Raw genomic sequence first — 22,356 nt, forward strand, 5'->3', positions numbered from 1 at the left:
CCTGTTCAGCCTAATCCTTTAAGCCTGTCTGATACATTTTAGCATAAAGTCCTTTTTCCTGTATCAGGGCCTCGTGATTTCCACGTTCAACAATTCGACCATGATCAAGCACAAGGATTTGATCTGCATTTTGTACGGTGGAGAGGCGATGCGCGATTACAAGTGTTGTACGTCCCTCCTCCAGTTTATGCAGCGCGTCTTGCACCAGTTTTTCAGATTCGTTATCGAGCGCGGATGTAGCTTCATCGAGCAACAAGATTGGGGCATCACGCAATATTGCGCGAGCAATTGAAAGACGCTGGCGCTGACCGCCGGAAAGTTTTACGCCGTCTTCACCAACTTGCGTTTCATAGCCTCTTGGAAAACTTTCAATAAAATCATGGGCGGCGGCGGCCCTGGCGGCGGCGATAATTTCATCTTGTGTGGCGTCGGGGCGACCATAGGCGATATTAGCAGCGATGGTATCATCAAAGATCGTGATGTCCTGCGAGACAAGCGCTATATGCCTCCGCAGGGTTTCAAGTGTAAGGGTACGAATATCCTGATTGGCAATTTCTATGTGGCCAGATTTTGCATCATAAAAGCGCAGGATAAGATTCATGACGGTACTTTTCCCGCCGCCAGATGGACCAACAAGCGCTGTGACGCTGCCGGATTTGGCGGTAAAGCTGATGCCATCAAGAGCGTGGGTATCACCCTCCTCATATTGGAACTGGACATCGGTGAAGGTAATAGAGGGCGTTTTATCGGCGAGTTCCCGCGCGCCGGATTCATTTTGAATGTTGGGAACAAGATCTATCATCTGGAACACACGCTCCGCTGCGCCTAGGCCCGTTTGCATTGTGTTGTTTAGTCTTGCGAGTTTTTTCATGGGTTCATAGGCCAGTGTAAAAGCCGCGATGAACGCGCCGAGTTGTCCGGCGCTCATGCGCCCTTCTGCAGATTCATGCCCACCATAAAGAATAATGCCGAAGAAAACGAAACCGACGAGAATTTCATTGACCGGTGTGGAAAGATTGCCAATGCGTACAGATTTGATGTTCAGGTTTTTTACACTGTCGATAGCTTCTCCGGCGCGGCCGCGCTCAAAGTCTTCCATACCGTAGGCCTGGACCTGGCGTATGCCGTGGAAGATTTGTGAGAGACGGTCGGACAGGCTGCCGAGTTCTTTTTGAATGGATGTTGAAACCTTACGCAAGCGGCGACCAAGTCGCGCGACAAAGAGCGCAGCAAATGGAAAGATCGTGAAGGCGACCAGTGAGAGTTTCCAGTCCTGATAAAACATTACGCCGGTGAGAAAAACCAATGTCAGGATGCTTTTGCCAAAGCCGGTGAGTGTATCGGAAACGGCGATGCGCATAACATTCACATCATTGATCACACGTGAGATGAGCTGGCCGCTTGGATTGTCGTGGAAAAATTGTAAATCCAGCACCATGAAGTGCGAAAATAGATCTTTTTGGATATCGGCAACAATAGATTGGCCGACCTTGTTCATCATGATTGTATGCGCATAGGTTGAAATTCCCCGTAGGATAAACACAGTCAAAATTACTGCGGCTACGGGCAAAATCATGTCGGTTTTTTTGCCATTGAGAACCTCATCCAGGATTGGCTGCATAAGCTGGGCGACGGCGGCGGTCATTGCGGCGGCCAGAGCCATGAAAAGCAAGGCCGTCAAAACACTCACCCAATATGGCGCAAGATATGTTTTCACCAACCTTTTCATGAGGTTAAGCGTTGTTTTCTTCGGCAGCGCAGCGTGATGAGTAATATCTTTAGACATGTGTTTTGTGTTATACTTGAAGGAGAGAAAACTTCAAGAAAAGAAGTACACATGAGCGATTCTGAGAGCGATAAAGAGGTTTTGGATTCTGAAGCTCCGGCACATCCGCCGGGAATTGGTTTAGCCCTAGGCGGCGGTATGGCGCGCGGATTTGCGCATATCGGTGTGCTGAATGTTTTAAATCGTCACGGCATTCGTCCGTCTATTGTTGCGGGCACATCGATTGGTGCGGTTGTCGGGGCGAGTTATCTGGCCGGGAAGCTTGACGAGTTTGAAGACTGGGCGCTTTCGCTTAACCGGATGCGCATTTTATCCTATCTCGATTTTCGGGTGCGCAGCGCCGGAATGATCGGCGGACACAAGCTCAAAAAAATTCTTGAGCAAAATTTTAAGGATATGGAGATTGAAGACCTCCCTGCCCCGTTTATTGCGATTGCCGCGGATTTGGTAACGGGTCACGAAGTCTGGCTGCGCAAGGGCTCTTTGATTGAGGCAATGACCGCTTCGTTTGCGCTGCCCGGTGTGTTTCCTCCGGTAGAGCGCAATCATCGCTTTTTAGTGGATGGTGCGCTGGTTAACCCCGTGCCGGTAGCCCCGGCGCAAGCGATGGGCGCACGTATGACGATTGGCGTTGATTTGAACGCCGATATTATCGGGAAAGCGGCTAAACCCGGCCAAGGGTATCAGACAGTGGCCGGATTTGATTTGTTTAATGATGCCGATGTGCCGCCAGAAGAGCAAGCTAAATATACATCAACACTGACCAAGCGGCTGTTTAAGCGTCAGGAGCATGCGCCGAGTCTGTTTGGCGTTATGGTTTCGGCGTTGGGGATTATGCAGGATCGTATGACCCGTTCGCGGCTGGCCGGGGATCCGCCGGATATTCATATCAAGCCCCAGATCGGTGACATTGGTTTGTTGGAATTTGAAAAGGCCGAAGAACTTATTGCGCGCGGAGAAGATGCCGCAGTGAAGGCTCTACCAGATATTAGAGATGCGATGGAGGTTTTTCTGCCTCCGCATGATGCTTAGCCTTCTACTTAACGCGCGGCGCGTTTTTTGTGTTTCCGATCCGGAAGCGGGTTGCCCCATTTCAGGCTTTCCACCAAATATGTTGGGCGTACGTTGTTAAACTGATGTGAAAGCAGGATCAGGGCTTTATTCATTGAAGCCGGAGTTTGTGCGTGCTCGAAGGCGTGTGTGTGCAAGCCGGTTTTGACCAGGCAGGTATCAATATTCACCAGATCGCCGCCCAGGATATCGTGGGCAAGCGCATCACCGATCACGATTGTCTGGCCGGGATATATCTCTTTTTCCTGCAATATCCTGATGCAATGTTTGAAAATTGGCTGATGAGGCTTGCCGATATAATGTACAACGCCGCCAAAATCCTGATAACGGCGGGCCAGTGTGCCAGGCCCCATAATGCTTTGTGATCCCATAACGCCGCGGCTGTCAGGATTTGCACAAAGAGCAGTCAGGCCTTTGCGTGCTGCACTCTTCAGGGTTGGCTCATAATCCTCGAGCGTTTTATCTGGCGCGTCAGAGCCGCTGATAATCAGGAAGTCTGCCTTGGCAGGGTCGCCCACAACCTCAATATCAAGCCCGTCAACAATTGAGCGGTCTCCGCCGCGGCTTATGACATAAACTTTTTTGCCAAGCCCGATAAAAAACCCTTCATTTTGTTGATCAATTCCCTGCCAGGTTATCTCCCCGGAGGTTACAATCTGATCATAAAGGCTGGGACCGATACCGATTTTTTTTAGACGTTCTTTGTTAGCTTCAGCGCGCTTGCCGGAATTGGACAGGATGATAATGTGTTTTTTACGGGATTTGAGTTCTTTCAAGCAGTCAACCACACCGTCGTAGGGCTTGTGTCCATCGTGGAGTACGCCCCACTGGTCGATGATAAAGCCGGCATAGCTGTCGGAAATATCGGAAATACCGTTACAAAACTTGGTCTTGGTGTTCATTATCTGGCCCGTCTATAGTCTTAAGAGAGAATGCTCAAATTTGACGCTTCATATTATTATGGTTTTGCAAGCGGAGATCAATAGACCTTAATTGTATTCAGCTCATTCGCATTAAGCCGCCTTTAATGTCCCTTCAGAGATAGCGGATTTTTTACCGGCGATGGAGACCAGCGTTTCGTATAACTTGCCAATTTCGCTGGACGCGATGGTCGAGCTTAACATTGCGCCATGATCGTTGGTTTGCGCCTGAGTGTACATTTCCTCAAACTGGCGAATATAGCGTTGTACGTATGTACGAAACTCCGTGTCTTTGGCGAATTTATCACGCGCTTTGTCGATCGCGGCCTGATCTGTGAGGCCGGAGAGGCGGCGCGTAAAGGCTGAAACATCGCCTTTCTGGAAAGCTTTCCAGGTTTTTTCGGAGATTTCACCGTCTTTAATTCGCGTAAGATCGACAGACATAGAATGTAGGCTTTCAACAATGAATTTGGCGCTGTTCATGAAGTTTTCGCGTTGTACGTGCAGCGTGTTTTGGTGCATTTTTTCGGCGGCCTGTACAGCATCTTGCGATGCCTTGAGCAGCGTTTCAGATTGCTTACCAAAAGTTTGAGACGCAGTTTGGGCCGATTCCAGTGCGGCAGTTGAAACACTGATGAGGCGCTCAGACTCTCCGGAGAGCTTCTCGCGAGTGCTTTCGACCTTGGCGCTCACATCATTGGCGGCTTGTCCAATATCATCCATGCGTGTTTTCAAGGCTTTTATAGATTTGCCAAGCTTGTCAACGGATTGCGCGGAGGTTTCGGCAACCTGAGCGGCTTGTGTACGCATTTGCTGACCGTATTTTTCGGACGTCTTGAGGGAAGCTTTCATATGCTCCTCGATTTCGCGGGCGCGCAGTGTAAAGCTGTCGCCGGATTTCTTGAGATCCAGCAATGCTCCTTGTGCTTTGGACAGCAGATCTTCGGCTTCGGCCTGTACGCGACGAACCATTTCTTCGGTATCAATCACGGTTTTCTGACTGGCTTCGTGAAGCATGCCTGTTTCTTCACGCGCCTTGGCGCCAAGACCTTCGAAATGCATTGCGACACGGTCTGATTGCGCCTGCAGACCTTCGGATTGGTGAGTAAACTCAGTTCCGGCATCCTGAATGCGGGCAATGGCTTGCCCGACAGAAGCAGAAAGCTCGTGGAACTGCTCGTTAATCGCTTTTTGCACGGTTTCAATTTTCAAAAGCGCCTGATCGGTTGTTAAGTGGATATCGGAGGATTGATCGGATAATGCTGCGGCGATTTCCTGCATTTTGCTACTGGCGGAGCGAGACGCCGTTTCAATGTCCTGGGCGCGGGCTTGCAAATGGTCGCTGGAGGATTTGAGGATGGAGGCTGCTTCGTCAGAACCGGCTTTTAAATCTTCAAGTCTGCTATCAAAAACAACTCCTATCTGCCTGAGTTTATTTAAATTACTTTCACTAGTTTTCTCATATTCAATTCGCAGTGTTTCGAAACGATCCTGAACATCTTCAGCGCCCTGAATCGCCTTTTCGTAGACCGGTTCAATTTCCTCTGCCGTATCCAGCAGAGCAGTTTTAAAAATCTCAATTGACTGCGCTGCCTCGTCAGCACGGGATTTCAATGCGCCTGTTTTTTCTGCCAAAGCCTCATCAAGCTCATCAAGGCGATCGAAATTGTGCCTGGTCAGATTGCTCATTTCAACACAACGACCTGAAAGCTCTTTACTGAATACTGAAATTTTTTCACAAGCCTGTTCTGATATGTGTTCAATATCCTGAGACTGTTTATCCAGAGCCATGCGTACGCTATCAACTTTTTCCAGAGCATCACGCACCTGCGCGGCCAAATCGTCTTTTTGCGTACGCATCTGGTCGTTGATGGTACGGGCGTTGCCGGAAATCCGCCCGGAGAGCGAGGAAATTTCCTGTGCTTGCCCACGCAGAATTTCTCTAATATTTTCAGCGCTTTGTGTAGCTTTTTCACTAGCTTCGTTTAAGTCGGAAACACGGCGCTTCAAGACGCTTTCAATCATTTCATGACGCATATCAGCATCATTAATTGCGCTCCTAATATCGGAAAGCGGCGCACTTAACGCCTCTTTCACAGCGCTGATACGCTCCATCAGGCTGGCACTAGAAACCGTGATCTGGTGGTTTTGGGCCTCGACGGCCTGAGATAGGTCTTCGATATGGCTTTGTGTTGCAGTTGACGCACTTTCGATCTGGGCGCGGCTATCTTCGAGCATTTTGGCAATATTACGAATTTCTTCGGCATGCTTGCGCCCCGCCTCATTGAGACTACCGATATGGTTTTGTGTATTTTGCAACAAGCCTTCGGCTTTATCGTTGGCAGATTGTGTTGCAATATCAAGAGCTTCTACTGCACGGTTTACAGCACTGCCAATATTTTCGGAACCTGCAATGGCTGAGGATAGGGCCTCGCTTAATTGGTGGGCAGCCTTTTCACCAGCGATTTCGATCACATTGGCTTCGTCAGCAATACCGCTGACGACATCGTGGAGTTTTTGAGTTTTTGAGTTTAGACGTTCTTCTAGTTTAGAGCTTTTTTCATCTGCAAAATCAATTGCTTCGTGAATATTCCTCACTTCAGATGATAATGTTTTGGCAATATCCTGAGAACGAAGAGCAAGATCTTGAGCGCTGTCTTCGAGCCCCTGTTTGTGGCTTTTGATCGTGTCGGCTGAGCGGGTCATGGCCTCAATGGTACGATCGGTTATCTCTTCGAGCCCTTCGACCTGATCGCGGATCATTTCAGCAAGGCGTTCGGTTTCATTGCTCATGGTATCGGCTGTATCGGCCAGGCCAGAACGGTGATCGTCAAAACGTCCGCTTAAATCTTCAAGACGACCGGCAATTTGATCTACTGTATCGTTTAGCGCCGTATACGTGCCTTGCAGCGCGTTTTCAATGTCCTTGGTTTTATCTGAGGTTTTCTCTGCTGCTTCAAGCAATTTATCTGTGCCTTTGCCCAAAGCAGCCTCCATTTCAGCAGCGCGCTCAAGGACAATAAGCGTGGCCTGATCCCAGGCGTCGGCACCGACTTGCGTACGTTCATCAATCGTAGCCGTGCGCTGTTCGATTTCCTCGGTCAGGGACAGAAGCTTGCCGGAGCGTTCTTGCAAGCCTTCCGCGAGACGGTCGATGTGGAATTCTGCCTTTTTAGATACGCCTGAGAAGTCCCGGATCTCAACACGCAAGCCCTGACGGGCGCGCTGCAAGGATTTTAGAGTTGCCTTGGAAGCGGCGGCAATTTCAGCGGCCTGACGGCAAAGACGCTCAACATCTTTGTTGATCAGGCTGGCGGTTTCTTCGGATGGGAAGAGCAGCGTTTGCAATTCTGAGCGCAGGGACGCGGCGTAGATGTCGATGTCGCTGCGACGATTGAGTGATGAGAGAATTAACCAAAACAACGCCGGCGGTGCCATCATGCCTGCCAGAACTGCGCCGAGACTTTGCGGCGTAAGTTCCAATGCCGGAGCGGTGGCGATATAAGCCACGCAAAAGCCGAGCCAGAATAATGTGGCGAAAACACCCGCCGCACCGGCGATTTTCATGGTGCGCGGCGTTTCACCAAGGCTGATATTCTGGTTGGAGGGTTTGAGCAGCAGAACCGGCTCCTCATCGTGGTCAAAACTTTCCGTTCTTTCGGATAATGTGTCGCCATGCCCTTCAGATACGGCGGAGATTTTCAGCGCACCGAAGCCGCTTGCTTTGCCTATTGTTTTATCGGAAATTTTTTCCCGCAATTCCTGAGCTTTGCTGGCACGGACATCTATGCTTAAGTCCTGTGCAGACTTTACCGGGGCTTTTTCATCAGCCTCTTTCTTCGTTACTTTCGGGGACTCCGTCATTTTTACAGCCGCTTTATCGCGCATGCCCAGCACTCCTTATTGCCGGCCATAATTGTGGCGAGCAATATTTCTTCCATGGTTTCGATGGAATTCTAAAAAGCCATGATAGACAGGTGGGCGCAAGCGGGTTTTTTTACAACGTTTGAGTTATTCACAGAGCGGCGATTTGCACTAAATTATCTGCTTGTTATTGTTGTGTTTTTTAAAAGCGGTGATTGTGGATAACTTATTATGTGGTTATGTGGCTTTTAATTTCTCGGTGTAGGCATTGAGATCTTTTTTCAATGCGGGAGCGAGTAAATATAAGCCAATCAGGTTGGGGATCGCCATCATGAAGACGGATGCGTCTGTGAGCAGGATAACGTTATCGAGCTTGGCGGATGCGCCAATGACAATGAAAATGCAGAAGATGATTTTATAGAACATTTCGTTGAGGTCAGTGTTACCGAATAGGTAGGTGAAGGCTTTTACGCCGTAATAAGCCCATGACAGTAAAGTTGAATACGCGAACAGGAAGACGACGACAAACAGCACGTAAGGGAACCATGGCAATACGCTGCCAAAGGCACGGGAGGTCAGTTCTACCCCTTCCATGCCATTGCCCTGTTCGTAAGCACCAGTGATGATGATGACCAATGCCGTGACCATGCACACGATAATGGTATCGATGAAGGGGCCTAACATACCGACAAGCCCTTGGGTTACAGGCTGATCTGTTTTGACAGCGGCGTGAGCAATGGCAGCAGAGCCGAGTCCTGCCTCATTGGAAAAAACTGCGCGCTGCACACCCATGACGAGCGCACCGAGAAACCCTCCCAAACCGGCCTCAGGAGAAAATGAGGCTGTTACAATACTGACCAGCGCGGCGGGGAGTTGTGCATAATATGTGCCGATAACAAATAATCCGGTCAAAAGGTAAAGCCCGCCCATGAAAGGGACGATTTTGCTGGTTACGGCGGCGATGGAACGGATGCCACCAATGATAACAAGCCCGACAATAAAGACCATGAACAGCCCAACCATCCAGGCCTTACCAATCAGAAAGCTGCCCTCGCCGCCGGTAATGATCAGGGCTTGCTGGAACACCTGATTGGTTTGAAACAGGCTGGCCGCACCGAGTACGCCAAAGCAGCAGCAAATGGCAAAGAAGCTTCCCATGACGCCGCCGAGCAGCGGCATGTTTTTTTCGCGAAAAGCCTCACGAATGTAATACATCGGCCCGCCAGATACGCGATCCGGGTGATTGGGATCGAGAAACTGGCGGTATTTGACCCCCATTACGACCTCGGCAAACTTAGTCGACATACCGAACAAGCCCATAAAGACCATCCACAGCGCTGCGCCGGGGCCGCCGACCGAAATAGCGACTGCTACGCCTGCGATATTTCCCAGCCCAATAGTGCCGGAGAGCGAAGTGGCAAGTGCCTGAAATCTGGTAATCTGACCTGTCGTCTGATCGTCAGGATTTGCGGGTTCGCGTAGCAGATCGATCGCGTGTTTAAAATAACGAAAATTGACGAAGCCGAGATAGATGGTAAAGAACAGCGAGGCAACAACGAGCCAGACCAGGATCAGCTTTATTTCATGGCCACTGCCGATAGGTACGGAGTAAAATACAAAGTTTGCCGCATGTTCGGCAAAGGGCTGAACGAATGTGTCAATTTTTGAATCAATACTCATAGGTTTAGCGTTGCGTTTACAGGCCTATATTTAAAGAAAAAAGCCTTGAGCCCATAAAAATATCCACAGATTTATCCCCCGGATGCGCAGAATGGTTTAGATACGGGATGCGATTCATAAAATGTTGACGCCCATTTGCGCAGGTCGTTGTGTTTCATTTCGGATGCTTTCGTAATGCGCGGGGCGTAGCGTGAGCAGAAAACATCAGGGCGCATAGCGGCTGCATCGTTAGAAATTTTGTTGGCGAAATTGGTGCGCAGCGCGTTGAGCTTTTCCTCAGGCTTTTTTGTGCCTGATTTTGAAAAATGGGACAGGAGAATTTGTTCATATTTTGCGAACAATTCCGCATGATCGGCGGTAAATTGCCGATATTTGAGATATAAATTATCACCCTTGCGCACGCCCATATGCTGGCAGTTCAGGCCGATAACCATGAGTTCGCTATGGATGCGAATACCTTGCTCAGCTTCAGCCTCAACCGGTGAATAACAAGAGGCGGCCATTGCAAAAGTTGGAATAAGCAAAATGATCAGCGTGATAAAGGATAAAAGTCGTGGCATGCAATGTCCTTGATGAACGGGTCAAATTGAAGCTCTGCTTATAGTCTAATGATGCCATATTTGTCCAGTTTTCTGATGATAAATCTTGATTTTCCAATGAAGTCTGTGATTTAAAGCCTGCATGCCAAATAACGTACAGAAGAGCAAAAAGCTATTTATTAAGACGTGGGGCTGTCAGATGAACAGTTATGACAGCAATCGCATGTCTGATATTCTGCGACCACTGGGCTATAGAGTCGTTGATACGCCAGACGATGCGGATATGGTGATTCTCAATACCTGCCATATTCGGGAAAAAGCCACCGATAAGGTGTTTTCAGATTTGGGGCGCTTGCGTCCTTTGAAAGAAAAGAAAGAGGCGGACGGTGGCAAGATGCTGATGGCGGTTGCAGGTTGCGTGGCCCAAGCTGAAGGTGATTTCATTTTAGAACGCGCGCCCTATGTAGACATGGTGTTTGGGCCGCAGACCTATCATGAATTGCCAGAGATGGTGCTCAAAGCCAACGGCAATGAGCGAATTGTGAATACCGACTTTGACGGAGACAACAAGTTCGACAAGCTGCCCGAAGAGCAAAAAAATTCCGGCGTATCGGCGTTTCTTTCTATTCAGGAAGGATGCGATAAATTTTGCACGTTTTGCGTGGTGCCCTATACGCGCGGCAGTGAATATTCACGCAGCGTTCAGGAGATATTGAATGAGGCCAAGCGGCTGGTCGATAACGGCGCACTCGAAATTATTGTGCTGGGGCAGAATGTGAATGCGTTTCACGGCACCGGACCGGATGGCAGTGTTTGGGGGCTGGGACAGCTTTTACGCGCGATTAACGAGATTGAAGGCATACAGCGCATCCGTTATACCACTTCGCACCCGCGTGATATGGACGATGATCTGATTGCGGCACATGGGGAACTGGACAAGCTGATGCCGTTTTTGCATTTGCCGGTGCAGTCGGGCTCTGACAAAATTTTGAAAGCGATGAACCGCAAGCATACGCGCGATTTGTATTTTGATGTGATTGAAAAGCTACGCAAGGCGCGGCCTGATCTTGCCTTTTCATCGGACTTTATTGTCGGTTTTCCCGGTGAAACGGAAGAAGATTTCGAAGACACGATGAATCTGGTACGCCGGGTTGAGTTTTCTTCGTGCTATAGTTTTAAATTCTCCGCCCGTCCCGGTACGCCGGCGGCGAATATGCAAAATCTTGTACATGAGAGCATTGCCTCTGAGCGTCTGGCGCGTTTGCAGAGTTTGCTCAATGAACAGCAGATTGCCTTTAACCGCCAGAGCGTTGGCCTTACCCTGCCCATTCTGTTTGATCGCAAGGGCAAACGCGAGGGGCAGCTTGTGGGGCGCAGCCCGTTTAATCAATCGGTGTTTGTTGAGGGCAATGAACGTCTGATGAATTCAATCGCTGATGTTAAGATCAGTGAGGGGTATGAAAACTCACTGACCGGCAACGTGGTGACGGGGGAAACCGAGAGCCGGGTTGCACCCTAAATAAAATGGAAATCTTAACATTTTTGTTGTAAAATTAATGTATCAGAAACTGGCAAAGGAAAAGCTGTTTGAGCACTGAAAAAGTTTCCGGTCAAACTATTGAGTTCAGGAAGAACGACCTCCTCCCCCTGCTGTTTGGTGCGCATAATGCGCATCTGCATTATCTTGAAGACAGGCTTGGTATTGATATTGCCGATCGCGGTAACCGGCTTACGCTTTCGGGTGATGCCGGGGCTATAAAAACTGCCGAGCACATTCTCAATCGTTTATGGAATAAAATTGAACAAAATCATGAGGTCGGCACAGCAGAAATTGATGCAGAGCTGCGTTTTTTAGAAGATAAAGAAAAGCCGAAAACACAGGAACAAAAAGACAAGGTTATGTCCAAAGATGACATTGTAATTAAAACCAAGAAGAAGACGATTGTAGCTCGCTCGCCTAATCAGGCGCTCTATATGCGCTCTATTCTTGATCATGAAATGGTGTTTGGACTTGGCCCTGCGGGGACCGGAAAGACATATCTGGCTGTAGCCGTGGGTGTTGCGATGTATCTTGAAGGCAAGGTGGAGCGTTTAATCTTTGCTCGCCCTGCCGTAGAAGCCGGGGAGCGGCTGGGCTTTTTACCTGGCGACATGAAGGATAAAGTTGATCCATATTTGCGACCAATTTATGACGCGCTGCACGACATGATGCCATATGATTTTATGGTTAAAAAAATCGAAGATGGGGATATTGAAATTGCACCGCTGGCCTTTATGCGCGGGCGCACCTTAAGCAATGCATTTGTGATTCTGGATGAGGCACAAAACACCACGACAACGCAGATGAAGATGATTTTGACACGGCTGGGGGAGTCCTCACGCATGGTGATAAATGGCGACCTTTCGCAGACCGATTTACCTGTGGGAGTGAAATCAGGCCTGCGCGATGCGAGCGAGATTCTTGACGGCATTGAAGACATCCAGTTTATTCACTTCCAAAAAGATGATGTCATTCGTCATAAGTTGGTGAGCAAGATTGTTAATGCTTATGAGAACAAGAAATAGCCTTACTTTATGAACCAGCCCATTATTGATATATCAATCCAGCATAGTGAATGGACACGCGCGATACGCGATATTCAAAATATTGTGATTTCCGTGATTGGTCTGACATTGGAAAAAGCCGATGTTGAGGCGCAGGGTAAAGAGCTGAGCCTTGTGCTGGCGGATAATGATTTTGTGCAAGCGCTGAATAAGGAATGGCGGGGCAAGGATAAACCGACCAATGTGCTGTCCTTCCCGCAAGACGAGCCGATGCTGCTGGGTGATATTATTCTGGCTTATGAAACCGTGCGCGATGAAGCCAAAGAACAGGATAAGAGGTTTGAAGATCATGCGACGCATTTGATTGTGCATGGACTTTTGCATTTGCTTGGGCATGATCATATTGAAGAAGCAGATGCGCAGATCATGGAATCGCTTGAAATCGAGATATTAAGAACGTTGAATATAAAAAACCCTTATGATCACGAGAGTTTCGTGGCATAATCCTTGCCAAAGACATGTTGGAAATGCGTATAGATTTGGAAAATTTACCCCTCACTGATACAGCACACACGTCTCAGGATGAAACTCCTGATGACAGGAGTGAGCGTGGCTGTAGCAAAAAACACGAACGCCCCGGTTTTCTTCCCCGTTTAAAATTTTTAATTACAGGCCGGAAAGACAGAGGTGATGATGATCTTCGTGAAGCCATTGAAGAATATATTGTCAAGCCACAGGGCTTTAACACCGATTCTGTTTCGACGCATGAACGCGTTTTGCTTTCCAACATTCTGAAGCTCCGCGACATCACTGTTGTAGATGAAATGATCCCACGCGCCGATATTGTCGCGATTGATGTGGATATAAAGCAAGACGATTTGCTGGCATTGCTTGCAGATTTGCAATTCAGCCGTCTTCCTGTTTACAAGGAAACGCTGGACGATGTTTTAGGGACAGTACATGTCAAAGATATCGTTGCGGGTCTGAGCAAGGGCGAAAGGATCAATCTTAAAGAAATGATTACCGAGATTCCGATCGTTTCCCCTTCAATGCCAATCCTTGATCTGGTTCTGAAAATGCGTCATTCGCGGCGGCATATGGCGCTGGTGGTAGATGAATATGGCGGGATTGACGGGCTTATCACGATTGGTGATGTGATTGAGAGCATCATTGGAGAGATTGAAGATGAGCACGATACGCAAGATGATCCGCAAATGCTCGAAGCATTGGATGGTTCTTCTGTGGTGGCAGATGCCCGCGTGTGGTTAGAAGAATTTGAGCGACGCTATGGACATATACTGGATGAAGAAGAACGTGAGGAAAGTGATACGCTGGGGGGGCTTGTATTTTATCTGGCAGGTCGGGTGCCTGCGCGCGGAGAAGTTCTTACCCATTCTAACGGTATGATGTTTGAAATTCTAGATGCTGATCCGCGCCGGATTAACCGTCTAAAAATCACACGCATACCGCAGAACCCTGACCTTGCGCAGGATGGTGAATAGCTCTACAAATATTGAATGAGTTTGCCTGCCACAATTCTTCTGTTGAATTTATTTAAGCGCCCTTTGCAATCATTGACGCTGTGCTTTTGCGCAGGGGCTTTGGCCGCTCTGTCGATGGCACCGCTCAATGGCTGGCCGGTTTTGTTTATCAGCCTGCCGATTTTGTACGGTGCATTGGTATTTGCGCCAACCGGAAAGCGTGCGTTTGGTTTAGGCTGGCTGTTTGGTTTTGGCTATTTTGCGTTCAGCCTGTCGTGGATCGGCAATGCGCTGCTGGTTGAAGGTAATCCATATAAATGGGCCTGGCCGCTGGCTGTGTCGGGACTGCCTGCCCTGCTTGCATTTTTTCCTGCTTTTGCCGCCCTTGCATCACAAAAGATCTTTGACCTGCGCAGCGTAAGTGGATGGCTCGGGTTTGTTTCGATATATTGCGGGTTTGAATGGCTACGCGGTCATATTTTCACAGGCTTTCCGTGGAATTTATTTGGTTATACGTGGGCTGATTACCTGCCGGTGCTGCAAGTGCTATGGCTCAGCGATGTATACGCACTTACCTGGTTGACAATTTTATGGGCAAGCGCCTTGGGGGCCGCTGTTTTTCTTCCTGCGACTCAGCGCGCATGGCCGATTGTTATTGCTCTGATCAGTTTTGCCGGGTGCTATGGTTACGGCTTGGCTGTTTTGCCTGATACACTTGACTTTAACAAGGATGTACGGGTTCGGATTGTGCAGCCTGATATTGATCAGGCTGAAAAATGGCAACCGGATAAAATGGCGGCGCATTTTCGCAAACATCTGCAGCTTTCTGAAAACACGAATGGTTATGACCTGCCAACGATTATCGTCTGGCCGGAAACAGCACTTAGTTACCGACTGCTTGAGGAACCGGCGGCGATGGCGGAATTAAAAGAGATGTTGGCGGCGCACCCGAAAAATTCTGTTTTACTCACAGGTTTATTGCGCCGTGACCTAAATGACGACAGTTACGGCAATTCTTTGGTGATGGTAGATCGAAGTGGCACGGTTTCAAATACCTATGATAAGCGCCATTTGGTGCCGTTTGGTGAATACATCCCTTTTCAGCGTTGGATTCCGCTGGCGCCGATTGTGCAATTTAAAGGCTTTAAAGCGGGATCAGGGGCGCAGACATTCACGACCCCTTCCGGGCATACATACAGCCCGTTGATTTGCTATGAAATCATTTTTCCGGGAGGGAGTATCGCGCATGATTTCACTCCGGATTTTATCGTCAATGTCACCAATGACGCATGGTACGGGCTTAGTGCCGGACCGTATCAACATCTTACGCAAGCTCTTTTTAGAGCGGTTGAAACCGGGGTGCCCGTCGTTCGTGCGGCCAATACGGGGTTTTCTGTTTTGATTTCTCCCTATGGACATGTCGAGGCTCAGTCGAATCTTTTTGAAACGAATCGAATCGATATACAACTTCCTTCAAAAAGACTTTCACAAAAGTATGCTATTACATTGCGTACACCACTAACCCTATTATTTTTATTGTTTTTTATATCGCTTGGAATCTATGGTGGGCAAAAATTTTCAAAGAAAGGTTGATTTTTTTGCACATAGACATACCTAAGGTTAGTTGCATACACTAGTAATCATGGGGTATTTCTTTTTAGAGAGTTTCACAGTGCGTTTTTTTAAAGCCACGATGATACTTAAATAATAAACGTAAATACTGCTTTAGGATAGGGTTTTATATGCACAAGAAAACAAAAGGCACCCCAAGCGAGGTCGATGTTCATGTCGGGCAGCGGTTGCGTGTGAGGCGGGCTTTACTGGGATTAAGTCAGGAAAAATTAGCCGATGCATTGGGGCTAACCTTTCAACAGATCCAAAAATACGAGCGTGGCACAAACAGAGTCAGTGCCGGACGTTTGTATGCCCTTAGCAAAATTCTTGATGTGCCTATCAGCTATTTCTTTGAGCAATTTGGTAAACCTCAAGATACACAGGCCCTCAGTGGCATGGCTGACAATACGCAGCAAGCTTTTGGTGGTGAAGATTTGATGAATAATAAAGAGACTCTTGATCTTGTACGCACGTACTATTCTGTGCAGGACCCTAAAGCGCGAAAAGATATTCTTAAATTCATTAAATCCATGGCAGAAAAGATATCTTAGTTTTTTGTTCTTCGTTTTGCATAGACTTTCAGCTTGCCATGGCCGGTCTTGGTCACTAATGTTGGGTTTTTGAAAGGTCAAAAGCAAACGAGCAGCCTTATCGATTAAATATGTAACGAATGGAAACAGACATGCTAGAAAACACAGCCCCTGCCCTGCAAGAACATGAACATCCAGATTCACGTCCTGAACTGAAGGATTATATTTTTACCAGTGAATCAGTTTCTGAGGGCCACCCGGATAAAGTCTGTGACCGCATTTCCGATACGGTTGTTGACCTATTCCTCACCGCAGACCCTTATTCACGCGTGGCGGCGGAAACGCTGGTTACAACTGATACGGTTATAATTGCTGGAGAAACGCGCGGACCTGAGAGTATTACCAAAGACGTGATAGAAGAAGCGGCGCGCGCGGCCATTAAAGATATTGGTTACGAGCAGGAGGGCTTTCATTGGAAAACCGCAAACGTACAAATCCTGTTGCATAAACAATCTGCTGATATTGCTCAAGGCGTTGATGAAGGCACAGGCGTTGATACCAATGAAGGTGCCGGCGACCAGGGGATTATGTTTGGTTATGCATGCAGGGAAACCAAAGCTTTAATGCCCGCGCCGATTCATTTCTCGCATGAGATTTTGCGGGCACTGGCTGAGGCGCGTAAGGGCGGGCCGCTGGAAGGTAAGATTGAACCGGATTCAAAGTCTCAAATCACTTTGGAGTATCGTGACGACAAACCTGTGCGTGCGACTTCTGTTGTGGTTTCGACGCAGCATGCTGATCATTTGTCGCAAGACGAAGTTAAAGAGCTGGTGCGTCCTTATGTAGAAAAAACATTACCCGAAGGATGGATGCCGCCAGAAGAGGAATTCTATGTGAACCCCACCGGGCGCTTTGTGATTGGCGGGCCGGTTGGCGATGCAGGCCTGACCGGTCGCAAGATTATCGTGGATACTTATGGCGGTGCTGCTCCGCATGGTGGTGGTGCATTTTCCGGAAAGGATCCGACGAAGGTTGACCGCTCTGCGGCGTACGCTGCACGGTATTTGGCCAAAAACGTTGTGGCAGCGGGGTACGCTGATGGCTGTACGATTCAACTGGCTTATGCGATTGGCGTATCTAAACCCTTATCCGTGTATGTAAACACGCATGGAACAGGATCTGCGCCGGAGCAGGAGATTATCAATGCGCTGATCAAGCTGGTTGATCTTAGTCCGCGCGGCATTCGTGAGCATTTACAGCTTAACAAGCCGATTTATGCGCGTAGCGCAGCTTATGGCCATTTTGGCCGGACGCCGACGGCCGATGGCGGATTTTCATGGGAAAAAACCGACTTGGTTGATGATTTGCGCAAGATTCTTGGATAACCCATCGCCACAGAAACGAGTCTTTGGGCGGCGTCACGGCCGCCCTTTGAATAAGAGCCGGACGGAAGTGATTGAAACGCTTTTGCCTAAGCTGTCTGTGCCTGTGGAAATGCTGAAGGAAGATGGTACGCTGGGGCCCTCCTCTTTGTTTGAAGCGCCATACAAAGAATGCTGGTTTGAGATCGGATTTGGCAATGGTGAGCATTTAAGCGCGTTGATGCGTCGGCATCCTGAGCATGCGTATTTTGGGGCCGAGCCGTTTATTAATGGTATGGCCGCTTTTCTCAAAGATATTCAGAACGATCTGCAGACCCGTATCCGCGTACATATGGACGATGCGATGATGCTGGCGGGTTCATTGGAAGACGAATGTCTGGACGGGATATATATTCTCAACCCCGATCCGTGGCATAAAAAGCGCCATCATAAGCGCCGGATTGTGAATCGTGAAAATTTGAAGTGTTTTCACCGCATTTTAAAACCCGGTGGGCAATTGATTTTAAGCACCGATGTGCCGTATCTGGCTGAATGGATGATTACGGAAGTGATGATTCATGGTGGCTTCACGTGGCTGGCAAACAGTAAACGTGACTGGGAAACTAAGCTTGAGGACTGGATCGATACGGCCTATCAGACCAAAGGGGCCAAAGGCGCGGACAAGATGGTGTATTTGTTTTTTTCACGGACATAAATTTGCCTCAAAATCCAACCCGTGAGACAATGAACTTTGAGGGGACGGCGCACATGAAATCTTTTATTTTTTTAGCATTTATCCTGGTTTTGGGCGTTTTTGCATTTTCTGCTTCCTATGCAGAAGAGACGAATTCTGTGGAACAAACGGATCTATGGGGAGATGACACTGGGCAATACGGATATCAGGACTATCTGAAAGATCTTAAAACAAACCCTTCTTTGGAACTTACCGAAGAGATTTGTAAAAACAGCCATGGAGCGAAAAACTCGGCATCCGGGGAACCTACCCGAAGGGCTTTTGCTCGCAAACATCTCGAACGCGATGAGTGCTATATGGCGCTCATGAAGCAGGAAGGACAAACGACCCTTTTGCGGTGTCTGCAATTATCGGAAAACAAACAACCGCTTTGTCTTAAAAACATTACAATTCAGGAGGACAATCCTGAAATTTGCAATTTTATAGGTGCGGAAAATGAGAAAACCCATGCGAATTGCCTAACTTATTTTGCAGGGAAGAAAAGCTTTAAAGAAGACAATACAAACTTTAAGCCCTGCCGCAATATACAGGACGTTGAAAACCGTTACTCATGTTATCGAACTACCCTTTTATCCCGCTACCAAAGCCAGATGGATTTAGCAGCTGTACACGTGAGCATTCCCCCGACGCAACAAAAATATGCCAAAGAAATTAAAGATTGCGGGCAATTTGAGAGCCTGTTTAATCAGCAACAATGCTATCATTCTATTCCTCATAATTTTTATGCCGAAGCGGGCTATACCAATTGCAGCTATTTGGAAATACATCCTTGCAAAAAAGCAAGAGACAGAGGTTTCCTCTATCTCATGATGGCGGGAGACAAGCGCGCCGACAAAATTGCGCAAATATACGGCTATGGCGTTCTTACAGCCCAAGAACACAATGCAAGAGACCCAAACTATAAAATTTTTGTCCAGGACCTTACACAATTTCTTGATAACCTTACCCATTTGCCAAAAGACCTTGAGCTTTTTTGCCAGGCCGCCATGCCGATAAAAACCTATGAGCAATGGATCAATGTTAAAAACTTTGAGCATGTTCGCGTGAGAAATGTCTTTTGCAACCGCTTTCCTTACCTGAAAACCAAGAACTGGTATTGGGAGGAAATGGACAAGAAACTCGGTTTTTCTGAAAAACAGTAGATTTTTGTTCTTAAAAGGAGTGCGCGAAAGGTGCGGATAAGATGGTATATTTGCTGTTTGATAAAAAACAAACTCTAGACGATTGTTAATCTCATGCATGTTGTTTTTAAGATTATAAAATTTGTACTTCTGGCATTCGCCTCGATTGTGGGACTTTTTGTGCTGGCATTTCTTATTGTACCCCACTTTATCCGTTATTATGACTATGGCATTAACAAAAACAAAACTGATCTTCCATACCCGTCTTATTTTTACGAAGATAATTTACAACACGATTTTAGCACCGTACTGCACACACGCACCGGCACATTTAACAAGCAATATGATGCGCTTATTTATATGCAACATATGGATAGCCCGGTCAGTGGCGCCTTAAAAAATACCCGCCTTTCAAAGGTTATCTTCAATACCTATCAATCCAAAATTTCATCTGTTGAGAATATTACTCTGGAGCACAGAACTCCGGAAGGGCGTTTAATTCCACCACTGAAAAACAATCTCAAGGAATTTAAATCCTGTATAATCGGGGCAAACCAAATATGCTATTATGAGCAAGTTTATAATGATTCAAATCTTCCTCACGATATGATCGAGAACGTGATTATCGATTTCACGGCGAATGGAAAGAAACACCATATATCTAAAACGTATCTGATTGAACGGGCTTATCATTTTTCGTTCTGGGACATATTAATGGGTGTCTAACGCAAAAATATCTTGCCTATGCTCTAAAACATACGTATACATGCTTCAACAACCTGATCATTTGATATAGGTGGGCTCATCAAGAGGCCCGCCTTTTTTGTTGGGTTTTTTGAATTTAATGCGTCATTGCGAGCGCAGCGAAGCAATCCAGAGCCACAAAGCCAAAATTCTGGATTGCCGCGTCAGCCCTTCGGGCTTCCTCGCAATGACGGTGAGGATAGTGATGAAGTTAACACCTTTGGAACAGCGCTTGAGCGAATATGCACGGCCCGTGATTGAAGATCTCGGCTTTGCGCTTGTGCTGATTAAGGTGGTTGGTGAAGGCGGCAGCCAGAACGTGCAGATTCTGGCCGAAGATCCGGCGACGCGCAATCTGGGCGTGGATGATGCGGCCGTGATCAGCCGAGCTTTATCCGCCGTGTTTGACGTTGAAGACCCGATTAAAGGGGCGTATCGTCTCGAAGTCAGTAGCCCGGGCATCGACCGCCCGCTGGTGCGGATTGAAGATTTTGAAACCTATAAAGGGTTTGAAGCGAAAATTGAAAGCTGCGTCCCGGCGGAAAACGGGCAAAAGCGCTTTCGCGGGGTTTTGCAGGGATTAAACGGCGAGAGTGTATTGATTGACACCGATCAGGGCAAGGCCGAGATCCCTTTCTCGAATTTGACCAAGGCTAAATTGGTCATGAGTGATGAATTAATACAAAAAACAGCAAATCTATAAGGAGAAAGAAAAATGGAATTGCTACAAGTTGCGGATAACGTCGCAAGAGAGAAAAACATTGATCGCGAGATCGTCGTCACGGCGATGGAAGAAGCAATCCAGAAAGCCGGGCGTTCGAAATACGGTCATGATCATGACATTCGTGCGGAGATCAACCGCAAGACCGGGAATATCGCGCTGAAGCGTTATCGCGAGGTGGTTGAAGAGACGGCCGAAATCGAAAATGAGATGGCGCAGATGCCGCTTTCTCAAGCACAGCGGATTAAACCGGATGCCAAAATTGGGGAATTCCTGATTGATGAGTTGCCACCGCTGGACTTTGGCAGGATTGCCGCGCAGACCGCCAAGCAGGTGATCATGCAAAAAGTGCGTGAAGCTGAGCGTTCACGCCAATACAGCGAATTTAAAGACCGCGTTGGTGAAGTTATTAACGGCGTTGTGAAGCGTGTTGAGTACGGCAATGCTACTGTAGATATTCAGGGGCGCGCCGAAGCGGTTCTACGCCGTGATGAAGGCTTGCCGCGCGAGCATTTGAAAAATGGCGATCGTGTACGTGCCATTATTTATGAAGTACGCGAGGAAATGCGCGGACCCCAGATTTTCCTTTCCCGTACGCACCCTGAATTTATGGCCAAGCTGTTTATGCAGGAAGTGCCGGAAATCTACGACGGAATTATCGAGATTAAATCTGTCGCCCGCGATCCGGGGAGTCGTGCGAAAATCGCTGTGGTTTCCAAAGAAGGTTCTATCGACCCTGTTGGCGCTTGCGTCGGGATGCGCGGGAGCCGCGTACAGGCTGTTGTGAATGAGCTCGGCGGTGAAAAAATCGACATTGTACCGTGGTCTGAAGATATTGCCGGCTTTGTGGTAAATGCTTTACAACCTGCGGAAGTGACCAAGGTTGTTCTGGATGAAGAAACCAAGCGTATGGAAGTGGTTGTGCCTGACGAGCAACTGTCATTGGCGATTGGACGACGTGGACAGAATGTACGCCTGGCTTCCATTTTGGTTGGCTGGGATATTGATATTCTGACTGAAGCCGAGGAATCCGAGCGCCGCGCTGAAGAATTCAAAACGCGCTCTTCTCTATTCATGGAGGCTTTGGACGTTGATGATGTGATTGCACATCTGTTGGTGGCCGAAGGCTTTACCAAAGTCGAAGAAATTGTTGAAACGCCGATTGACGAACTAAACCAGATTGAGGGTTTTGAAGAAGAAATTTCTACTGAGCTGCAAAACCGGGCGGCGACATGGCTGGACGCCAAGCAGAAAGAGCTGTCTGAAAAGCAGGTTGAGCTGGGAATTGCCGATGATTTGATGCACGCGGAGGGCTTAACTCCGGCGCAGATTATCATGCTAGGCAAAACAGGTGTTAAGACACTGGATGATCTGGCTGATTTGGCGGCAGATGAACTGGCTGAAACTTTGGGTGAAGGTCAAATCACCGTCAAGGATGCCAACGCCGTGATTATGGCTGCGCGTGCGCACTGGTTTGAGGCGGAAGACAAGGTCGCGGCAGAAGCGGAATCTGCTGCCGCCGCTGAGAATGCGGCTTAAAGCGATGTATGGGAGACAGAAACATTTTGAACCGCATATACACAGTCTTATATTTTATCAACCGGACCAGCGTTTTAACGAACGCTG

General features: G+C 48.0%; 18 protein-coding genes. 13 read left to right on the forward strand and 5 right to left on the reverse strand.

The window, feature by feature from the left end; translation table 11 throughout:
* Positions 1–10 precede the first annotated feature (10 nt).
* Positions 11–1,786, reverse strand: a complete 1,776-nt coding sequence (locus H6859_03635) for an ABC transporter ATP-binding protein (protein ID USO06292.1) — start codon at positions 1,784–1,786, stop codon at positions 11–13.
* 51 nt (positions 1,787–1,837) lie between these two features.
* Between H6859_03635 and H6859_03640 the strand changes: the two genes are divergently transcribed.
* On the forward strand, positions 1,838–2,818 hold the full coding sequence (locus H6859_03640) for a patatin-like phospholipase family protein (protein USO06293.1): 981 nt from the start codon (positions 1,838–1,840) through the stop codon (positions 2,816–2,818).
* Between the two features lie 8 nt (positions 2,819–2,826).
* On the opposite strand, the gene H6859_03645 is transcribed toward H6859_03640, so the two are convergent.
* From H6859_03645 to H6859_03660, 4 genes are all read right to left on the reverse strand, one after another.
* Entirely contained in the window at positions 2,827–3,759 is a 933-nt protein-coding gene (locus H6859_03645; GenBank protein ID USO06294.1) for a TIGR01459 family HAD-type hydrolase, read from the reverse strand.
* Between the two features lie 111 nt (positions 3,760–3,870).
* The gene (locus H6859_03650) at positions 3,871–7,665 is read right to left on the reverse strand and encodes a hypothetical protein (GenBank protein USO06295.1); all 3,795 of its coding nucleotides are present in this window, start codon (positions 7,663–7,665) and stop codon (positions 3,871–3,873) included.
* 213 nt (positions 7,666–7,878) lie between these two features.
* On the reverse strand, positions 7,879–9,321 hold the full coding sequence (locus H6859_03655) for an alanine:cation symporter family protein (protein USO06296.1): 1,443 nt from the start codon (positions 9,319–9,321) through the stop codon (positions 7,879–7,881).
* A gap of 71 nt (positions 9,322–9,392) precedes the next feature.
* The gene (locus H6859_03660; GenBank protein USO06297.1) at positions 9,393–9,881 is read right to left on the reverse strand and encodes a hypothetical protein; all 489 of its coding nucleotides are present in this window, start codon (positions 9,879–9,881) and stop codon (positions 9,393–9,395) included.
* A 121-nt stretch (positions 9,882–10,002) separates the two neighbouring features.
* On the opposite strand from H6859_03660, the gene miaB reads away from it, so the two are divergent.
* From miaB to nusA, 12 genes are all read left to right on the forward strand, one after another.
* A complete protein-coding gene (miaB, locus tag H6859_03665; protein USO06298.1) occupies positions 10,003–11,379 on the forward strand; it encodes a tRNA (N6-isopentenyl adenosine(37)-C2)-methylthiotransferase MiaB in 1,377 nt (458 codons plus the stop codon).
* A gap of 131 nt (positions 11,380–11,510) precedes the next feature.
* A complete protein-coding gene (locus tag H6859_03670; protein ID USO06680.1) occupies positions 11,511–12,425 on the forward strand; it encodes a PhoH family protein in 915 nt (304 codons plus the stop codon).
* Positions 12,426–12,434: 9 nt separating this feature from the next.
* Entirely contained in the window at positions 12,435–12,908 is a 474-nt protein-coding gene (gene ybeY, locus H6859_03675) for an rRNA maturation RNase YbeY (protein USO06299.1), read from the forward strand.
* A gap of 23 nt (positions 12,909–12,931) precedes the next feature.
* Positions 12,932–13,906 carry an HlyC/CorC family transporter gene (locus H6859_03680; GenBank protein USO06300.1) on the forward strand — a complete coding sequence of 325 codons (975 nt, stop codon included), beginning with the start codon at positions 12,932–12,934 and terminating at the stop codon, positions 13,904–13,906.
* A 15-nt stretch (positions 13,907–13,921) separates the two neighbouring features.
* The gene (gene lnt / locus H6859_03685) at positions 13,922–15,478 is read left to right on the forward strand and encodes an apolipoprotein N-acyltransferase (GenBank protein USO06301.1); all 1,557 of its coding nucleotides are present in this window, start codon (positions 13,922–13,924) and stop codon (positions 15,476–15,478) included.
* A 149-nt stretch (positions 15,479–15,627) separates the two neighbouring features.
* Positions 15,628–16,050, forward strand: coding sequence for a helix-turn-helix transcriptional regulator (locus tag H6859_03690; protein USO06302.1), 423 nt, complete (start codon positions 15,628–15,630; stop codon positions 16,048–16,050).
* Positions 16,051–16,181: 131 nt separating this feature from the next.
* The gene (locus H6859_03695; GenBank protein USO06303.1) at positions 16,182–17,414 is read left to right on the forward strand and encodes a methionine adenosyltransferase; all 1,233 of its coding nucleotides are present in this window, start codon (positions 16,182–16,184) and stop codon (positions 17,412–17,414) included.
* On the forward strand, positions 17,407–18,105 hold the full coding sequence (trmB, locus tag H6859_03700; GenBank protein USO06304.1) for a tRNA (guanosine(46)-N7)-methyltransferase TrmB: 699 nt from the start codon (positions 17,407–17,409) through the stop codon (positions 18,103–18,105). The genes H6859_03695 and trmB overlap by 8 nt, the downstream gene beginning before the upstream one ends.
* Before the next feature lie 629 nt (positions 18,106–18,734).
* Complete coding sequence (locus H6859_03705; protein ID USO06305.1) at positions 18,735–19,286, forward strand: hypothetical protein; 552 nt, start codon at positions 18,735–18,737, stop codon at positions 19,284–19,286.
* 93 nt (positions 19,287–19,379) lie between these two features.
* The gene (locus H6859_03710) at positions 19,380–19,991 is read left to right on the forward strand and encodes a hypothetical protein (GenBank protein USO06306.1); all 612 of its coding nucleotides are present in this window, start codon (positions 19,380–19,382) and stop codon (positions 19,989–19,991) included.
* 223 nt (positions 19,992–20,214) lie between these two features.
* Positions 20,215–20,712 (forward strand): ribosome maturation factor RimP, encoded by a 498-nt coding sequence (locus tag H6859_03715; GenBank protein ID USO06681.1) that lies wholly within the window; start codon positions 20,215–20,217, stop codon positions 20,710–20,712.
* Between the two features lie 12 nt (positions 20,713–20,724).
* Entirely contained in the window at positions 20,725–22,269 is a 1,545-nt protein-coding gene (gene nusA / locus H6859_03720; protein USO06307.1) for a transcription termination/antitermination protein NusA, read from the forward strand.
* The last annotated feature ends 87 nt before the right edge of the window (positions 22,270–22,356 follow it).

Source organism: Rhodospirillales bacterium (assembly GCA_023898785.1).
Taxonomy (GTDB): Bacteria; Pseudomonadota; Alphaproteobacteria; order Micavibrionales; family Micavibrionaceae; genus TMED27.